16 protein-coding genes and 1 pseudogene are annotated in these 14,720 nt (G+C 60.3%); 6 read left to right on the top strand and 11 right to left on the bottom strand.

From position 1 onward, the window contains the following. Positions 1–71: 71 nt before the first annotated feature. The 6 genes from E3O49_RS06840 to E3O49_RS06815 form a co-directional block, all read right to left on the bottom strand. Entirely contained in the window at positions 72–1,142 is a 1,071-nt protein-coding gene (locus tag E3O49_RS06840; protein ID WP_134451232.1) for a hypothetical protein, read from the bottom strand. Beyond that, on the bottom strand, positions 1,139–1,792 hold the full coding sequence (locus tag E3O49_RS06835; protein WP_134451230.1) for an ABC transporter ATP-binding protein: 654 nt from the start codon (positions 1,790–1,792) through the stop codon (positions 1,139–1,141). Before E3O49_RS06835 ends, E3O49_RS06840 begins: the two co-directional genes overlap by 4 nt. Beyond that, entirely contained in the window at positions 1,786–2,883 is a 1,098-nt protein-coding gene (locus tag E3O49_RS06830) for a peptidoglycan-binding protein (protein WP_134451228.1), read from the bottom strand. The genes E3O49_RS06835 and E3O49_RS06830 overlap by 7 nt, the downstream gene beginning before the upstream one ends. 64 nt (positions 2,884–2,947) lie before the next feature. After that, positions 2,948–3,550, bottom strand: coding sequence for a hypothetical protein (locus tag E3O49_RS06825; RefSeq protein ID WP_134451227.1), 603 nt, complete (start codon positions 3,548–3,550; stop codon positions 2,948–2,950). 122 nt (positions 3,551–3,672) lie between these two features. Continuing rightward, positions 3,673–3,993 (bottom strand): lactococcin 972 family bacteriocin, encoded by a 321-nt coding sequence (locus tag E3O49_RS06820; protein ID WP_134451225.1) that lies wholly within the window; start codon positions 3,991–3,993, stop codon positions 3,673–3,675. A 367-nt stretch (positions 3,994–4,360) separates the two neighbouring features. After that, positions 4,361–5,299, bottom strand: a complete 939-nt coding sequence (locus E3O49_RS06815) for an NAD-dependent epimerase/dehydratase family protein (RefSeq protein ID WP_256359915.1) — start codon at positions 5,297–5,299, stop codon at positions 4,361–4,363. Positions 5,300–5,348: 49 nt separating this feature from the next. Here E3O49_RS06815 and E3O49_RS17050 point away from each other — a divergent pair. Beyond that, a pseudogene (locus tag E3O49_RS17050) lies at positions 5,349–5,891 on the top strand (ScbR family autoregulator-binding transcription factor); the annotation flags it as partial. Here E3O49_RS17050 and E3O49_RS19000 read toward each other — a convergent pair. Next, positions 5,884–6,912, bottom strand: coding sequence for a ScbA/BarX family gamma-butyrolactone biosynthesis protein (locus E3O49_RS19000; RefSeq protein WP_160141044.1), 1,029 nt, complete (start codon positions 6,910–6,912; stop codon positions 5,884–5,886). The pseudogene E3O49_RS17050 and the gene E3O49_RS19000 sit on opposite strands and share 8 nt — an antisense overlap. A gap of 203 nt (positions 6,913–7,115) precedes the next feature. Here E3O49_RS19000 and E3O49_RS06800 point away from each other — a divergent pair, with 203 nt between their 5' ends. Further along, positions 7,116–8,210 (top strand): beta family protein, encoded by a 1,095-nt coding sequence (locus E3O49_RS06800; RefSeq protein WP_134451219.1) that lies wholly within the window; start codon positions 7,116–7,118, stop codon positions 8,208–8,210. Here the strand turns inward: E3O49_RS06800 and E3O49_RS06795 are convergent. The 3 genes from E3O49_RS06795 to E3O49_RS06790 all read right to left on the bottom strand — a co-directional run bounded on the left by E3O49_RS06795 (position 8,179) and on the right by E3O49_RS06790 (position 9,602). Next, positions 8,179–8,751, bottom strand: coding sequence for a sce7726 family protein (locus tag E3O49_RS06795; RefSeq protein WP_134451218.1), 573 nt, complete (start codon positions 8,749–8,751; stop codon positions 8,179–8,181). The two genes, E3O49_RS06800 and E3O49_RS06795, sit on opposite strands and share 32 nt — an antisense overlap. 531 nt (positions 8,752–9,282) lie before the next feature. Further along, positions 9,283–9,414, bottom strand: coding sequence for a hypothetical protein (locus tag E3O49_RS18525; protein WP_256359914.1), 132 nt, complete (start codon positions 9,412–9,414; stop codon positions 9,283–9,285). Next, positions 9,414–9,602: a hypothetical protein gene (locus E3O49_RS06790; RefSeq protein ID WP_134451216.1), complete on the bottom strand. Its 189-nt coding sequence runs from the start codon at positions 9,600–9,602 to the stop codon at positions 9,414–9,416. Before E3O49_RS06790 ends, E3O49_RS18525 begins: the two co-directional genes overlap by 1 nt. Before the next feature lie 507 nt (positions 9,603–10,109). On the opposite strand from E3O49_RS06790, the gene E3O49_RS06785 reads away from it, so the two are divergent. After that, positions 10,110–10,730 (top strand): hypothetical protein, encoded by a 621-nt coding sequence (locus E3O49_RS06785; RefSeq protein ID WP_134451214.1) that lies wholly within the window; start codon positions 10,110–10,112, stop codon positions 10,728–10,730. 72 nt (positions 10,731–10,802) lie between these two features. Here E3O49_RS06785 and E3O49_RS06780 read toward each other — a convergent pair whose 3' ends face one another. After that, the gene (locus tag E3O49_RS06780) at positions 10,803–11,663 is read right to left on the bottom strand and encodes an AbiV family abortive infection protein (RefSeq protein WP_160141043.1); all 861 of its coding nucleotides are present in this window, start codon (positions 11,661–11,663) and stop codon (positions 10,803–10,805) included. A 310-nt stretch (positions 11,664–11,973) separates the two neighbouring features. On the opposite strand from E3O49_RS06780, the gene E3O49_RS06775 reads away from it, so the two are divergent. From E3O49_RS06775 to E3O49_RS06765, 3 genes are read left to right on the top strand one after another with little or no spacing between them, the layout of a single operon-like run. After that, a complete protein-coding gene (locus E3O49_RS06775) occupies positions 11,974–12,363 on the top strand; it encodes a hypothetical protein (protein WP_160141042.1) in 390 nt (129 codons plus the stop codon). 54 nt (positions 12,364–12,417) lie between these two features. Continuing rightward, the gene (locus E3O49_RS06770) at positions 12,418–13,236 is read left to right on the top strand and encodes a hypothetical protein (RefSeq protein WP_134451209.1); all 819 of its coding nucleotides are present in this window, start codon (positions 12,418–12,420) and stop codon (positions 13,234–13,236) included. Then, positions 13,233–14,699 (top strand): hypothetical protein, encoded by a 1,467-nt coding sequence (locus tag E3O49_RS06765; protein ID WP_134451207.1) that lies wholly within the window; start codon positions 13,233–13,235, stop codon positions 14,697–14,699. The genes E3O49_RS06770 and E3O49_RS06765 overlap by 4 nt, the downstream gene beginning before the upstream one ends. Positions 14,700–14,720: the final 21 nt, after the last annotated feature.

Here is a 14,720-nt window from a genome sequence, read left to right as displayed (position 1 = left end):
CGACGCCGAGCGGCTTTGAGGAAGGTGCGATCCAATCCGGCCGGGTGTGTGCCGCGTATTTACTGCAACAGCTAGCGAGCCTTGAAGTATCGGAAAAGGTCCTTTTCCTGAGTCATGAAGACTGAGGCCGCCGCACCTATGAACACACATGCCGTGGCCGAGAATGCAGTCCGAAGCCCATTTGCGAAGACGACTAGGGCATCTACGTCGAGTTCGGATTGGATGACCCATCCGGCGGCCCCAAGGACGACTGCGTTTGCCGCCACCAGCCAGACCGCTTCTTCAATCACGACCTGAACGACGAGTGCCGACTTCGTGACACCTACGTGGAGGGCAGACGCAAGCTCAAGGCGCCTGACGCGTTTGGACCCGAAGCCAAGCATGAGTCCAAATGCGCCCGCAGCCACGACAACCATTGAGGACGGACGATTGATGAACTCGTGCCGAGCGTCGAACTTCTTGCCCAGCGTGGTGTTCAGCTGCCCGAACGTCGGGCTTTCTGTGGGATTTTCTGAAACCGTGGTGAGTAAATAGTCTCCGCCAGTAGATACGGCGTTGGGGACGCTCTCCCAGCAGGCGTCGAACATCCCTGCTGCCGGTTCAACGACCAGAACGGCCCAGCCAAGACCCGGTGCCCGTCCGTCGTCGGGGTAGTCATATACCCCTGCCACGGATGCTGTGCCAGGCGCAGTCTGCACTGGATCGCCCACGTTCACAGCGAGTGCGCGCGCCAACTCGCTCGACAGGTAGAGGCCAGCAACCGAGGAGTCAGAGCGGGTTGCGAGCAGCTCGACGAATCCGGGTGATACGCGCTTCACGGGGACCGCCGATGACGGCAAAGCAAGGAAGCGGATGGGTACGCTCTCTGCGATTGCCCCAGCAGCGTTGACTCCCGAGAGCGAATTCAGGTTGTCACATGCTGCCCCGTCGATTTCACCAGGCGCACTGATTATGGATATCGCTGCCCCCGAGTTCAAGAATGCTCGAGACTCAGAGAGGATCGCCTTGATTCCAAAGAGGTCGAACAGTGCAAGGGCTCCCACAACTATTGCGAACAGAGCAAAGCTGAGCAGTGGTCGGCTACTTCGTGTCCCAACATTGCGCAGCGCCTCCGAGACAACACTTCTTAGGCGCATCGTCATTCAGAAAGCGCAATTGTCTGGTCGCAGGCGTCAGCCGTCCGCTCGTCATGCGTCGCGACGACGACGATACTTCCACCCGCGGAGACTAATTGAAGCGCCGTGTTGACCGTCTCGGCCGTCCTCATGTCGAGTTGCGCTGTTGGCTCATCGACAAGGAGAAGGTCGGGGGAAGACGCAACGGCCCGCGCAAGCATCAAACGCTGGGCTTCGCCTCCGGAGAGAACGCTGAACGCATCGTCAGCCCGGTGTGCCAGCTGGAACGCTTCGAGCACTAGGCGAGCTTGCGTTTCGGCGTGGCGTCGGGACGCTCCCGTCGCCAGCAAAGGCAACACGACATGGTCGACGACGGATCTGCGAGCTGACCCGTGCGGATTCTGAAATACCCATCCGATGCTCTGCAGACCGTGCCGCAGGACCGTGCCCTCGCTCGGATCAAGCCAGCCAGCCAGAATGCTCAGTAGAGTCGATTTGCCCGAACCTGAAGCTCCGGTCAGGGCGTAACGCTGTCCCGGGAGCAGGGTTGCGTTGAGCGGTCGGAAGAGGAATTCCCCGCCCGCGAACTTGTGGCGGACATCGCACAAGTCTACTTGGGCCCGGGCTCTGCCCGCGCCCGCGCCTACTGCTTCTCGCTGTTCGTTGAGCGCTAGCACGTGAGCTTCTGAGCCGGTTCCACGTCGACGGATGCCGGCGCTTGGCGCGGTAGTTCAAATGTCACGTACGACTTCCCAAGTTCAGATCCGGCGACGGTGACCTTGACGCCACGGCCATTCTCGGACACACAGGCCCGGTTCCCACGAATTGAGTACAGCGAACCCGGAGGGACGGCCCATGCCTCGATTGCCTCGGCGAGTTCGAGTTGGGCGCTCATGCCTCCAGGCAGGGCGGTCGGACTGCCCGAGACCCCGTTGGTGGACGAAGCGCCAACTCCCGCGGCGGGGCCGTTGGATGCCAAATAGACCGGAAGGCTCGCGAAACGCACCAAATCATCACCTGAGCTGATCTGGCCTGCCTCATCAACGACGAACCGGACATCGTCTATGGCGACCACACGATTCCCGGGCAGGAGGTCCATTGGCATGTTTACGACGGCGACGGCAGTAACGGGTGGCTGCAGGTCGGCAACGGGCTGGCCTGCAGCAATCGGGGCACCGAGAGCTGCCGCGCAACTGGCAGCAATGACCGAGGGCGCCGGCAGCCACATGATTCGCGACCGCGAGAGAAGGGTGGGGTCGGTGGCGGTGGCACCGAGCTCTTCGAGACGTTCATTCACGATGCGGATCGTGCTCTCCCCGAGCACTCCGTCGGCAGTCACCGAATATCCCAAACGTCGAAGTTCAGTTTGGATGGCCTCGACGTCTGCACCGGCGTCCCCGATTCTCAGGTCACGCCACAATGGAGTCGATGTTGACAGGTTGAGCACTGGACCGCCGTCTATGGAGATGTTGGACTCCCAGGCGTTTAATTGTTGACCCATAGAGCAATTCAACGCCGTGACCATGCCGGAACCGGGCACGGACAGCAGTGCTTGACTGCCCGTCTTCACGTTGAGCTGAACATCTTGGCTGTCCTTGAGCTCGTGGCGCACGAGAACGAACTTGGAGGACTCGTTCCTGTCCTTTGCGAGCGATGGCGGCACAGCGGGAGGGACGGCCAATGCCAAGCCGGCCGTGAAGCCGAACGCCACAAGCACAATCCCAGCCAAGCCCACCAGCCCGAGTCGGCGATTCAAGTGGCTGCGCATGTGTGTTGCTCCCGACTCGCGGGGCGCATCAGAATGCCTTGGGTGAAGATGGGGTGGTGTTGCGTCACTTGCCCAGCCCTAGAGGATCCATGCGGCAAGTCTCCAAAGCCTCTCGACCCGACTTCTCGTCGGAAAAGGGATACTTGTCGGCAATAGCCCCAGCGAGGTAGTCGTCTACCTTGTAAGCAGTGGACACAACTCCCGACCTGATCAGGCAGTCGACGATGATACGCGTCTCGTCGACATTCTTAGGGTTGCGATGCACCCACGTATAGAGGGATGCAATCAAGTCCTCCCCTGACGAGCGAGAACAGCCCTTCGTTAGCGTGTTGGCCTGGTCGTTCCCCAGTTCAGGCGGAAAACTCGTACGAAAGGAGCCATCGAACCGATAGTCGGAAATGCTGATCTCGTGAGACCTGAGGCAGCGCCGAAATCCATCGATGGTCTCTGCGAATTCCTGCTCCGAGATCACGCCATCGACCAATACGCTGCGCGTGAAGTCGCTGTCCGCTCGTTTGTAGTTCTCAGCGAATTCTGAGGCCCACGGCCCGCTGGAGGGAACTGAGGCGGTCGATCCTGTCGCTGAACAGGCCGTCAACAACGTCCCCGCGACCAGGAGCAGCCCTGCGACGGCGAGGCTCCGGGTGCTAAATACGCCTGCGTTCATCAGCTACTGCTTTCAGAGTCATGGTGTCGCTCGCGGTGGCGAGCTGGACAGGTTCGGGCATTCTTGGGAACGCGAGCGGCCGGTGAGCAAGGACCCCTCGCCGACCGCTCGCATCCTCGCTACTACTGCACGTCGTAGTAGGCGTTGTTGCCTGAGGACGCCATCGGGGACCAATAGGCGGACGCCAGCGCAGACGGACTCTTCCAGCCCGAATAGGCACACCCGCCGTAGCCGCAGGCAGTGGCCTTGTGTGTTCGGCTCGTGTGCTGATACTCGGAGTACACCTGGCCACCACTGCCGTAGATTCCTCCGGACCGCACCCCGTAGTTCCACGTCCCGCCCTCCGGATACGTGGTCGTAGCCGAAGCGGCCATCGCGCCGCTCAGGACCAAGGCGGTGGCCACAGCCATGCTCGACAAGGCACCCACAATTTTCCGATTCATTTGAACACTCCCCTCTCAGCCCCCCGGCTCGCCGTCTGTGACGCACCCCGTAGAAGAACTGATGTGAGGAACATAGCAGAAAACCGGTTAGACGGTATCTAAAACTTTAAGCTCTGAGATGGAGCTGTGCATGATTCCGTCCGATGGGACGCCGGCACCACTCGCCCTTAACCATGTCCCGAACTACGCACGTTGCCTCTTGGTCGCCGCAAGAAGAGCGCTTGAGTGCCTACGGCGGAAGTGCCCCGTGCGGAAGTGCCTCGTGTGCACTGCGCCCTACTCGTCGCGCGATGGGGCCGGCGCGAGTGGTGTGAGTTGGTCGACGGGAGCAAAGGATCAGCTGCCGCGTCATTGCGACGAACCGCGCTCAGAGGGCGGTTGGCCTCTCGTACCAGGCCAGCTGTTCGGTGGAAGGCCTGAACCCGCCGCCCAAATCGAGGCCAATTTCCTCACGAAGCCTCGTCGAGGTGTAAGTGTGTTCCGTGGACACCAAGCTGATTTGATGGGAGGAGAGCCCCCTCTGGTGCGAAAAGGTCTCGGCCTCCTTGTCGGAGAGGCAGCGGTTCATGAAAGCCGCGTGGGGGGCGACAGCCGACAGTACCTCCCGCAGAGAAGAAGGCTCGGCACCCGCAGCGTGGAAGACGTTCGAGTTGAGGTCGCCTTCTTTCAGCGCCAGAGCGGCAAGTGCCGCGCCAAGGTCTCCTATGTGAATCACGCTATGGAGCGCCGTCCCGCTTGCGACGAGACCACCAAGGTCCTCGGCGAGGCGGAGAACTCCGGGAACGAACCATCGGTCCCCGATTCCGTACACGAAGTGTGGACGGACGACCGCCCCGCCCATGCTGAGCACTATGCGCTCCGCCACGGCTCTGCTGGAGCTGAGCGTCGACGCGGGCTTGACCGCGAGCTCGCCTTCCTGGGCATTGCGGTGCGGGCCAGGGCCGTACACGGCGGAGGTACTCACGTAGACAAGCCGGCTGATGCCCTCCTTGGCGCAGGCGGCTGCCACGACTTGCGTGCCGAGGACGTTTGTCTGCTCACAGAGGCCCGGGTCGTATCCGATGTAGCTGGCCGCGTGGACAACGCAGTCTGCACCTTGGACGGCCCTTCGGACCGAGTCCTCGTCGCTCACGTCGCCGAGTACAAATGAGCGTCCGTGGGCAGGTGCCTTGGTCCCTTCATATCGCCGCACCAGACCCGTCACTGCGATGCCAGCACGCGCCTCCGAAGCGGCCATAACGGCCGAGCCAACGAACCCATGCGCGCCCAGCACGGTTACGCGCCGCCCCGAAAGACTATGTTTCATCAGCATCTACTGTCGATGGTGATCCGAAAAACCGGCGCGGTAGCATTGCCTGAGCGCTATTGCTGGGAGGCAGAACATCAAACAGGATCGAGCGAGACTTACTCGTGAGCGAGTTGTCGTCGGCGCCGCAGAAGTCTTCTATCGCCTGGGGTTCGGCGGTGCCACCCTTTCGGACATCACGGAGGCCGCCGGTGTCACCAAAGGAGCGTTGTATTTTCACTTCCAGTCCAAGGAAGATGTTGCCTTGGCGGTGATTGAGGCTGAACACGAGATAGCTACCGCGGGGGCGAAGCGGGTCCTTGATTCCGCAGACGGCCCGCTTGAATCGATGATGCGGTTGTGCGTCGACTTGGCTGAGCGGTTGGTCACCGACCCCATTGTTCGCGCGGGCATCCGTCTCACTACCGAGGCATCCACGTTCGACCGGACCGTGTCGCTTCCATACGAGGACTGGTTGGACACTTTCGAGTCGCTGACGCGGGCGGCGGTGGTTGCCGGAGAACTTCTCCCCGAAACCGACTCCGACAAGCTGGCGCACTTCATCATTCCCGCGTTCACGGGAGTGCAAATGGTCTCAGACGTCTTCACTGGGCGCGATGACCTGTTGCAGCGGGTTCGAGAGATGTGGGAGATTCTCCTGCCCGCGATTGTGGCCAAGGATTCCCTGTCCGCAATACCGACACTGCTGGACCGAGTCTTCCCGACACGCTGACTCGCGCAGCGTGCAGGCCAGCGACAGCGTGAACAGCTGTTCTGCCGAATTGGACGATTTTCATGTGGAACAAGTCATCCGACTCGGTCAGCTGAACTACTGCGAGAGAGTCGAACTCGAGCACGTGAAGGAATGTGGCCTCAAAGAAGGCGAGCTCTGCCTCGGGCATCATGGATGCAACACGGATCGCTTGCCGCATAGCCTCAACCGCCAGAATCCCGGGAATGTGGTCGAGGGGGTGGTCGAAGTACACCGTATTCGAGGTGTCGACTGTCAGCGGCCACTTGTTTTTTACAGTGCCTGCGGATAGGACAACATCCGAGGTCGACAGGTGCCCAACAAGGCGAGGCGGAAGGACGTCCAATTCCCGCCTCGGCCACGCGGGCGACATGTTGTCAATCGCGGTCCCACGGAGCCGCCGGTAGACGCCTTCCGTCGCGAGAGTCGCGTCACCATGCCCGCGTCCGACAACCTGTCCATTCCGTTGAAAATCTGTCCGCACGCGTATGCTGCGGAGCTCGCCGGACCGTTTGCGTTCGATGCCTTCCCCATGGAGGAACACCGTGCAGTTCGCGGGCAAGGCGTTGGAGAATTCAGTTTCTGCACCCGGTTCAATCGTGAGCCCGAGGCTGGGCATAAGGAATCTCGCACCCAGGGGGACCCCGTACTCAAGGTGGCACAGAACTATCGTCAATTGCCGGATAGTTTCGGCGACCAGGTGCGAATCCAAGCGAGTCATCGGCGCGGAGAATACTGCGTGCCGCCGAGGCCACTGCACGCCTGCGACAAAACTGTCGGGGCCACTACGCAGGACCTCTGTAACGAATACCTCGGCAATGGACTGCCGGTGAACGAGGTGTCGCGGAGCAGCGCGCGAAAAGTTCAAGGATGGGTCGCCCACAAGACCTCCATGTAGTTTGGCCAGGATCCAGGAGCAGAACCCCTCGCGCGCTTAGCGTACCGTTCAGCCGGTATGCAAAACGAGCAGCGCTTTCACCCCAAAGGGAGGGCCGCAAGTGCGTAATATACCGTTCAACCTGTTTCATTTGCTAGCCTCGGTGCAATCTACTAGACCGAACAGACCTGAGATGAGTTGAGACGCGAATGAGCGTGCACGAGCCAGTTCACATACCCGCACCCCACTACCGGCCGTTCACGCTGGCGAGACAGGGAGAACTGCTCGCGTACGGGCAGCTCACTGCCGCTCAGCACGCAGATTTCACACCCGTCTTCATGGTCCCGCCCCGGGAGTGGAACTATGACAAGGATGCGTACGCGAAGTCGGTTGAGGCGCATCTCCAGCCCATTCCCCAGAAGCTGGCCACCGCGCGAAACGGTGCCCCGGCCTATATCGACCTGGCGTTCTTGGACGATGAGACCCCGACTCGTGGCGTGCATCCACTCACTTGGATAGTGGAGAGGGCGGCGTTGCTGGGCCTGCCGCTCATGCCCCTCGTGTCATCAGAGAGCACAGATGAAACCCTCGAGAGTGCTTCCGCATTGAACGCCGCTCAGGGTTTGGGTATCGCGATTCGGCTTGGGGATGGCGAGTGGCCGAGTCAGGACTCAACGATCCTCGCAGAAATGCTGAGGAAGCTCGGGACAGCAACCACCGAAGTAGACCTGTTTCTGGACTATGGGGCGGAGAGAAGCTCGTTCGTCACCGCAGCGCTTCGTGGCGAGTTCAGTGCGCCCCATTTCGCCTCCGCTTGGCGCACAATCACAATCGGAGGCCATGCGTGGCCCAAGGACCTTCCGACAGGAAAGGGCGTGTTTGAGATTGAGCGGTCCGACTGGATGCAGTTCGAGACCACTTGCCAGGCACTCTTCCCGACCGCGCTGCGGCCAGGATTCTTTGACTACCTCGTCGCCAACCCAGACCCGCGGCTCGACGTCGACCCCAAGCTTCTCACCATCAGTGCATCATTTCGATATACATCTTCGGAAGCGTGGTTGTTCGTCCGCGGTGGACTCTACAAGGCCAGCGGAGGCAGGGGCAAAGGCGGGGAGGCGGTTCCGCCGGCCCTACGCATCCTTCAAGCTCACCCGCTCTATTCGCAGCCGATTCGCACAGAGACGGACAACTGGATCGACCTAGCGACTTTGGGCGGGAAGCCTGGAAACTCCAGTGTCTGGCGCCGCTGGGCCACGCACCGACACGTTGAGGTCACGCTGCATCAGCTCGCCAATTTGTCCTAGTCCTCAGCCTATTTCTCACCAAATCCCTGAGTTCGTCGACCGAAAGACTCTCGGCTAAGCGCCCCCACAGCCGAATATTCGGCTTCGAGCGCACCCCGGCATCGAGCCCCATGGCTGTGAGTGCTGCGAGGGCCTCATCACGCCAGAGAAGGGTTGCCAGATAACTCTTGTCTATGGCCGGGTTCTCTTGAACTGGGCGGAGGGTTGACAGGGACACGACCTTATCCGCCGCGGAAGCCGTAATTATTCCCCACCAGAATGGAAGCATGTCGATGGCGTGGTCCAAATGGTTGTCGGCCACGACCAGAGTTGCGTGGTCAAGGATCTTTGAATAGACCTCGACCTGCTTCGGGAGCCGGCGGAGCGTGTCGCGAGCACTCTTGATCTCGTACCCCGAGAACGACCCGTTCAGAACGGCGACGTCGACACGGACCTCCCCAGCGAGACCTAGCTCGTCAACGAAACGCGTGGTCCCCAACTCGTTCGCATGGGTGCGCGACAATGCTGCGTGCAGCGCACTTCGCACATCGGCATCCCACATGGCTTCAGATTAACAGGATCCGGTCGCAATTAAAAGTGGTTCGTGGACGGCCAGTCAGCATGGCGCCCGGGCCGCAGTCGGACTTCGAGCTGAGGTGCCATAGCTCACTCGCACAGGAGCGGTTGGGCTTAGGAGTCGGGGCGCTCCCTGAACGGGCGCCGTCCGTCTAAGCTATTCGAACTTCGAAAACAAGTCCGCCAATTGCCGGAATCCCCTTGGGCTGAGCAACCGCATATGCACAATCGGCAGGCTGAACAAGCCGCCGAACAGTTCGGTTGACCCCGAGGGTGCGCAGCTGTGCCAGCAACTGGCTAGGTGACATCGTCTGCGGGGTTCCGGCGGCAACAGCGTTTGTGCCCGCACGACGCGCTCCTCTCCCGTGAGAAACGTCGGCACCCCAGCCGGAAGGGCTCTTGGATTCTCGAGGTCCCAGGCAACGGGGATGCAACGGCCGCTCATTCTTGCCACGTCTCGCGGGCGGGCAACCCCTGGTAATCGAGTGAGGCGGGCCGAGGGCCCCGCCTCACTCGATTACCAGGGGTTGCCGAGGGTTGAAGCAGCCTTCGACTTGTCCGGCTTGCTGGTGCCGGTGGACGCCAGCTTCTTGCCGGCGGCGGAGAGTGCGCCCTTGGACGGCTTACCGGAGGCCTTCGGGGCGGCCACTACTTCTTGCCGCCCGCCGCGTTCGCGGTGCGGTCGGCCAGGACGTACGTCTGGCCAGGGCGCTGCGTTGGCGGCAGGGGCTTGCCCTGCACTGCCGTCACCTCGTGGCCGGTGTTTCCGCCGCGCGGTCCGACCTGACGGTACTGGCCGGAGTTCGGTGCTGCGTTGCCGGGCTTCAAACTACTCATATGTGATTCCTACTCTCTTTGGAAGCACTGCGGTCAATCGTCCTGCGGTCAGGCTCAATTGCGAGCTGACGCAGAAAAGTCTAGAGTCGAGTAATTCTGTCCAGGAATAATACGACCCCGGATTGACCGGTTTCACCCCTTGATATTGCGGTGGACACCTTGTCAACCGGGGTTCGTGCTTTAACAGATCTTACCAGCGCGCTATCGATATGACCTATTAAAATGGCCGCTAGCGCTCAAAGACAGCAAGGAGGACCAACTTGGTCGCTTGTAGACGAATCCAGCGCCAGGGGCCGTCACGTGGCCATTAGTGGCCATATGGTCACTAATGCAGCATCAAAGTATTCAGCAGTTCTGTTCCCAGCGGAGAAGATTCCGTCTCAAGGACGTGGACTTATCCACAACATTCGAACGCAATTACACAGAGTTGTCCACAGGCCCGGCCGGCGGCAGGGCGATTTGATGCTCTCGACGGCTTTGTCGGCGGCTCTGTTTAGTCTCAGAGATATGACTTCCGGAGATTCCATGCAAACTCAGCTACTCGCCCACAAGTACTTCTACATTCCCTGGGCAGACAGAGTGAACAATTTTGACCCCGGCGCCGAGTTCGGTCAGCTCATTGCGCGAGCCGCCGGCCTTCCGCTCCAAGTCGCTGTTCCCTTGAAGAACCAGATGCCGGAGTCACTCAAACGTGCCGACTTCGTCACAGAGAAGTCTTCCGGGCATCTCGGGAACCAGGCGCGCGTGGTTGTGATTCTTCACCCCACTCTCAAGCTGCTCTCCCGCGCGCTCCCCAGCGACAGCACGAGCCAGGTCGGGGTGGTGGAATTCGCAACTGTGCGGATGCACGGCTGGGCCGCAGCCAACGGGGCATTCAACGTGGCAACACGCGAGGTGCCCGATTCGGTCGGAGTAGCAGAGACCAAGCTCTACGAGCGGATTCTCTGGAACGGCAACAACGGGTGGGCCGACGCGGCCGGGAAGCGTGATGCGCTACGCGACCTTCGAGAGCTCCGCGTGCTGGGCAAGCTCGACAAGGACTTACTCATCGGGTACATGGTGAGCCGAGAGGACTATGAAGCCGTCGTTCGACTGGGAAAGCTCGTGGACGCCGTCCTAACGGAGTAGACAGGTCTGTGCAGGAGAGCGCATCATGGCGAGGTGCCCGCATAGCCGCGCTGAAATACGCAATCTGGAACGTCAGAGCCAATCATTTGCAAGTCTGGCGAATGCATCATCCCGTTCTTTCTGCAGCTCCTCCTCCGTAACCTGAAGCCGCGACAGGTCCAAGCCGTGCATCGGGAATGTCCAGTGCTCCCGGATGAGCTCCGCATCCTCGGCGGAGAAGGCGGGGTGATGGGTTCCTTCGGCACTGAGGACGCGGAGGATGCCAACACTCCTTCCTGCTACTTCCGGCCAAGTCATGGAGTCCGCAATCTGTGCGCCTCGCCACGCCTCGGCTGTCAACTCCAATCCGCGCAATGAAAAAAGCCCGCTGCGTTCCATAGCGTGAACCAGTTTCGACGCCTCCGTCCAGGCAGAGTGAGACGAGACGATGCTCTCCGCCGGGGACACCCAGCGGTGCTCGTCTTCGTATTGCACGTAGTCGACGTATAGCGTTTCTTCGCGCTTCGACTCAATCGTGTTGCGGTAGACCCAGTCCACGTCGTTCGGCCCGTCGAGATACTGACTCGGGCGGTGGCGTGCGACCATCTCGCGAACGTCACGGAAAGAACCCGGGTTCATCATGCTGACCTCCGCGTATATCCCGCGGGCCAGGTGGCTGCTGAAACTCCTGATTTGGCGTGAGGCGACCACCTGGTCTGCCCAGCCGACGCGGACCAGGTCAAGAAGAATTAGGGCCTTGGCGGCCTCCTCCCCGGCCACGATATCGAGAATGGCCGCCGCGCGAAGCTGTCCGAAACTCTGCAAGGTGGCAACGCTTCGGCGCAGTTCCCCGACATGCTCAACCACCAATGTCAGGCCCTCTGCGATGATGGGCAACCGCTGGGCGACGGGCTTTTGAAGAAGCGCAGCGAGCGCACGAGGTTGAACCTTCATGCCCGAAGGGTACCTGTGTGCAATCGCTGATGCGCAGAGCAGGAAGCCGCATGTTTCAGGTTTTGCGACTGGTCGGCGTGGTGTCCAAAGAAGTGAGAACGGGCACGACTCCATGGCCCCTGACTCCATTTGCCTCGCCGGGCCGACCCGTCTTCCGAACTCCGAGGGTCGAACGAGACGGCTCTCAGTAAAATAAAAACCGAATAACCCGTTTTCTATTGACGTATGTGTTTCCGCGCAGTCAAGATGACTGAACCGGGTGCCTCCACACGGGAGATGCCTTGCCACCACTATCGAGGAGTTGAATCTTTTGAAGACCAAATCAAAGATCGTCTTGAGCATCGTCTTGGGGGGAATCATGGTGTCGGCCGGCGGTGCCGCCTATGCCGGCACGTCGTATCAAGGCTTCAACGAGACGACTCCGAGTCTCCAGCAGCCGCGTACGTTTGGGAACCAGACCAAGGCCGGCAGCGGCGTCGCCGGGGGCATCATCGTGGACTCGGTCGGCTCGAACTACACCGTGAACGCGAAACTCCGAACCGGGAACACCTTTGGAACGGAAGTCAAGGGTCTGGGCGACAGCAGTAGCGCCTCGCTGCCTAACTCGATAGGCGCCGGCTCCACCACCCAGATGACGCTCACAAACAACACCTGGACCACCGTGACAGTTCAGATCGTCGGGTCCTGGCGTAGCAACTAGTTCGCTGCTGGGTGCGGTCGCACGGATCGCACCCAGCATCCCATAAGGATTGAAATGAACGCTTCTTGGTTTCGCCTCGTCTGGCTGGGGCTCATGCAGTGGAGCCGATGGTACGTGATCCTGTTTGTGGTCATCGTCCTCAGTGTGCCGATTGTGAACTTTCTCGATGGCTTCTCGACGACCGCGTACCGCGACAACCTCGACGTGTATGCCGACATGTTGAACTCGCCCCTGACATTGGTTTTCCCGTTGGCGGCCGTGTTCGTTGGATGCACCCGTTTCTACCAAGAAGTGGGCAATCGATACATCTCAAACGTGCGAATGCGGGTGAACATACGGAGCTACATCAGTGCCAAGCACTTCGGCAGTGTCGCGGCGACATTCGCCGTTTTCTTCCTGTTTGCGTTCATCCCGTTCGTTTTCTCTTTCTACTTGTGGCCAGCCTTGGGGAATCCTTCGGTTGATCCCAGCGTCTACGGCATGACCGTCGGCGAGGCCCAGCTCGACAGTCTCCAACGACTGACTTTCAGCGCCTTACTGGGTTCGGGAACTGTCGTCTATGGCGTTGTCTACGCCGCTTGGGTTGGAGCGGTGGCAGCGATTTACGTGAGCCTCGGGTTTGCCGCGCTGATCTTGATGCGCAATCGAGTCCTCGCGATGGCAGTCCCATTCCTGGTCTACTTCGTCCAGACAATCGCGGCCGCCCTACTCGGCTTCCCTCAGGTTGCACTTATGTACGCGGTCTTCCCGTTTGGACTGCAACAGTTCTCGGCGGTATGGGCGATTGCGCCCACGGCTGCGATACTTCTGGTCTGCGTAGTCGGGTGGATAGGCATCCATCGTCGAATGCTCGACCTGGAAACCCTGACATGAAGTTCCTGGTGTCCGTTTTCCGTCAGAGTGGTTGGGCCTGTGGACTTGGGGTGCTGGCCTTTGGATACGGACTCTATTGTCGACAGCTGATAGTTTCGGGATCCAGTTCTTCGACCTCGGTTGGGTTTTGGGATGTGGTTCTCGAGACCGTTGGGAATCCACAATTCATCATCTTCGTCCTGCTGGCAGCATGGTTGCTGCACGCCATTTTGCGCGGCGGTCAAGAGACGGCCCCCCAACGCCTGCTGAGGTTGGGAACCTATCGGAAGGTACTCGCTGCCGGAACCGACCAAGCGTCTTGGCATTTAGTTGGAATGGCCGTTGTCATCATCCTGGCGATTGTGGTGGCTGCGTATGGGTTGCCGCTCGTTTCCGCACCGAGTTCCGGACTCGGCCCACAAACGGTTTCAGGAGCCTTCTCCACCGTTGGAGTGCCCGCGTCGGTCGCAAGCATCTGGCAGGTTCTTCAGCTTGGCCTGGCCTTGCTAGTCGTCCGGGTGACTTTCACCGCAATTCGCATTCACGTGCAAAAGCCGGCAATTGAGGCGGCACTCGCAATCCTGATTTGGCTATGGGCAGCCACGTCGACCATAGGACTCTTCGATAAGAACTCCCCCCTCAATGCCGGGCTCTACTTCCAAGCGGTCTCAGCTGTTGCGCAGCCCGCCGCCTATGCCGGGGCCGTGCTCACGATGGGTTTGATAGGTGCACTCGCAATGGTGGCGGCACTAGCTGCGGATGCGCGTCGTACGAAGTTGTGGCGTTTGCACGTCAGCCCGGCCGGCCTGCAGGCTCTCGCTGTGCTTGTAGTCCTTAGCCTCACGATGCAAATCTCCATTCCAAAGGAGAGCAGCCTCTTTGGCTCAATCTCGTTTGCCCTGCAGGGGAATTCCGGAACGATTGTGCAGTACCTCCTCTCGACATTGGTGTTCCCAGGGTATGCGCTTGTTTTCGCGCTGGGTCAACAGGAAAGTACGGGCAGCTGGCGGGCTGTCACCCTTATAAGGGAAGGTTCTTTTGGGGGCATGCTCCGGAAGGTAGCCGCCCGTGAGTTCCGACGCGCTTTGGTCTATCTGCTCTTCGTGCTGCTTGTTGCGACGGCCGCGTACTTTGTGCTCGGTGGGCGCGATGTATCACTTCCTCCTCAAGGGCTTGGGATCTGGACCTACCAATTCTTCATCAATGGACTCGGGCAACTCAGCTTCTATCTCCTGCTGGTCTATGCAGCAGAGGTCGCATTCGGAACGCGCTTGGCCGCACTGATCTCCATCGGACTCGTTGTGGTTCTCAGCCCTCCCAACATCGCGGTTGGCCGGTGGCTCCCGGTCCAGCAATCGGCTATGTCTCTGGCTTCCGGCGGGTGGGAGGCAGTCCTGCCAGCAACCGCTTCACTCCTCCTTGCTGGGGTGTCCATCGCGGTCGCCTTGGGCCTCCGCATTCGCAAGCGTCATATCGTCATCTAGAAGGGCCACACATGTCTGTCA

It is taken from the genome of Cryobacterium shii, assembly GCF_004402595.1.
Lineage (GTDB): Bacteria > Actinomycetota > Actinomycetes > Actinomycetales > Microbacteriaceae > Cryobacterium > Cryobacterium shii.
The sequence above is the reverse complement of the archived record's forward strand: the minus strand, read 5'-3'. Positions and strand labels throughout refer to the sequence as shown.

Bases quoted from the DNA above. Each gene is read 5' to 3' on its own strand.
- E3O49_RS06840 (WP_134451232.1), bottom strand. From the start codon at position 1,142: ATGACGATGCGCCTAAGAAGTGTTGTCTCGGAGGCGCTGCGCAATGTT.
- E3O49_RS06830 (WP_134451228.1), bottom strand. From the start codon at position 2,883: ATGCGCAGCCACTTGAATCGCCGACTCGGGCTGGTGGGCTTGGCTGGG.
- E3O49_RS06825 (WP_134451227.1), bottom strand. From the start codon at position 3,550: ATGAACGCAGGCGTATTTAGCACCCGGAGCCTCGCCGTCGCAGGGCTG.
- E3O49_RS06820 (WP_134451225.1), bottom strand. From the start codon at position 3,993: ATGAATCGGAAAATTGTGGGTGCCTTGTCGAGCATGGCTGTGGCCACC.
- E3O49_RS06815 (WP_256359915.1), bottom strand. From the start codon at position 5,299: ATGAAACATAGTCTTTCGGGGCGGCGCGTAACCGTGCTGGGCGCGCAT.
- E3O49_RS06800 (WP_134451219.1), top strand. From the start codon at position 7,116: ATGAGCGTGCACGAGCCAGTTCACATACCCGCACCCCACTACCGGCCG.
- E3O49_RS06795 (WP_134451218.1), bottom strand. From the start codon at position 8,751: ATGTGGGATGCCGATGTGCGAAGTGCGCTGCACGCAGCATTGTCGCGC.
- E3O49_RS06790 (WP_134451216.1), bottom strand. From the start codon at position 9,602: ATGAGTAGTTTGAAGCCCGGCAACGCAGCACCGAACTCCGGCCAGTAC.
- E3O49_RS06785 (WP_134451214.1), top strand. From the start codon at position 10,110: ATGACTTCCGGAGATTCCATGCAAACTCAGCTACTCGCCCACAAGTAC.
- E3O49_RS06780 (WP_160141043.1), bottom strand. From the start codon at position 11,663: ATGAAGGTTCAACCTCGTGCGCTCGCTGCGCTTCTTCAAAAGCCCGTC.
- E3O49_RS06770 (WP_134451209.1), top strand. From the start codon at position 12,418: ATGAACGCTTCTTGGTTTCGCCTCGTCTGGCTGGGGCTCATGCAGTGG.
- E3O49_RS06765 (WP_134451207.1), top strand. From the start codon at position 13,233: ATGAAGTTCCTGGTGTCCGTTTTCCGTCAGAGTGGTTGGGCCTGTGGA.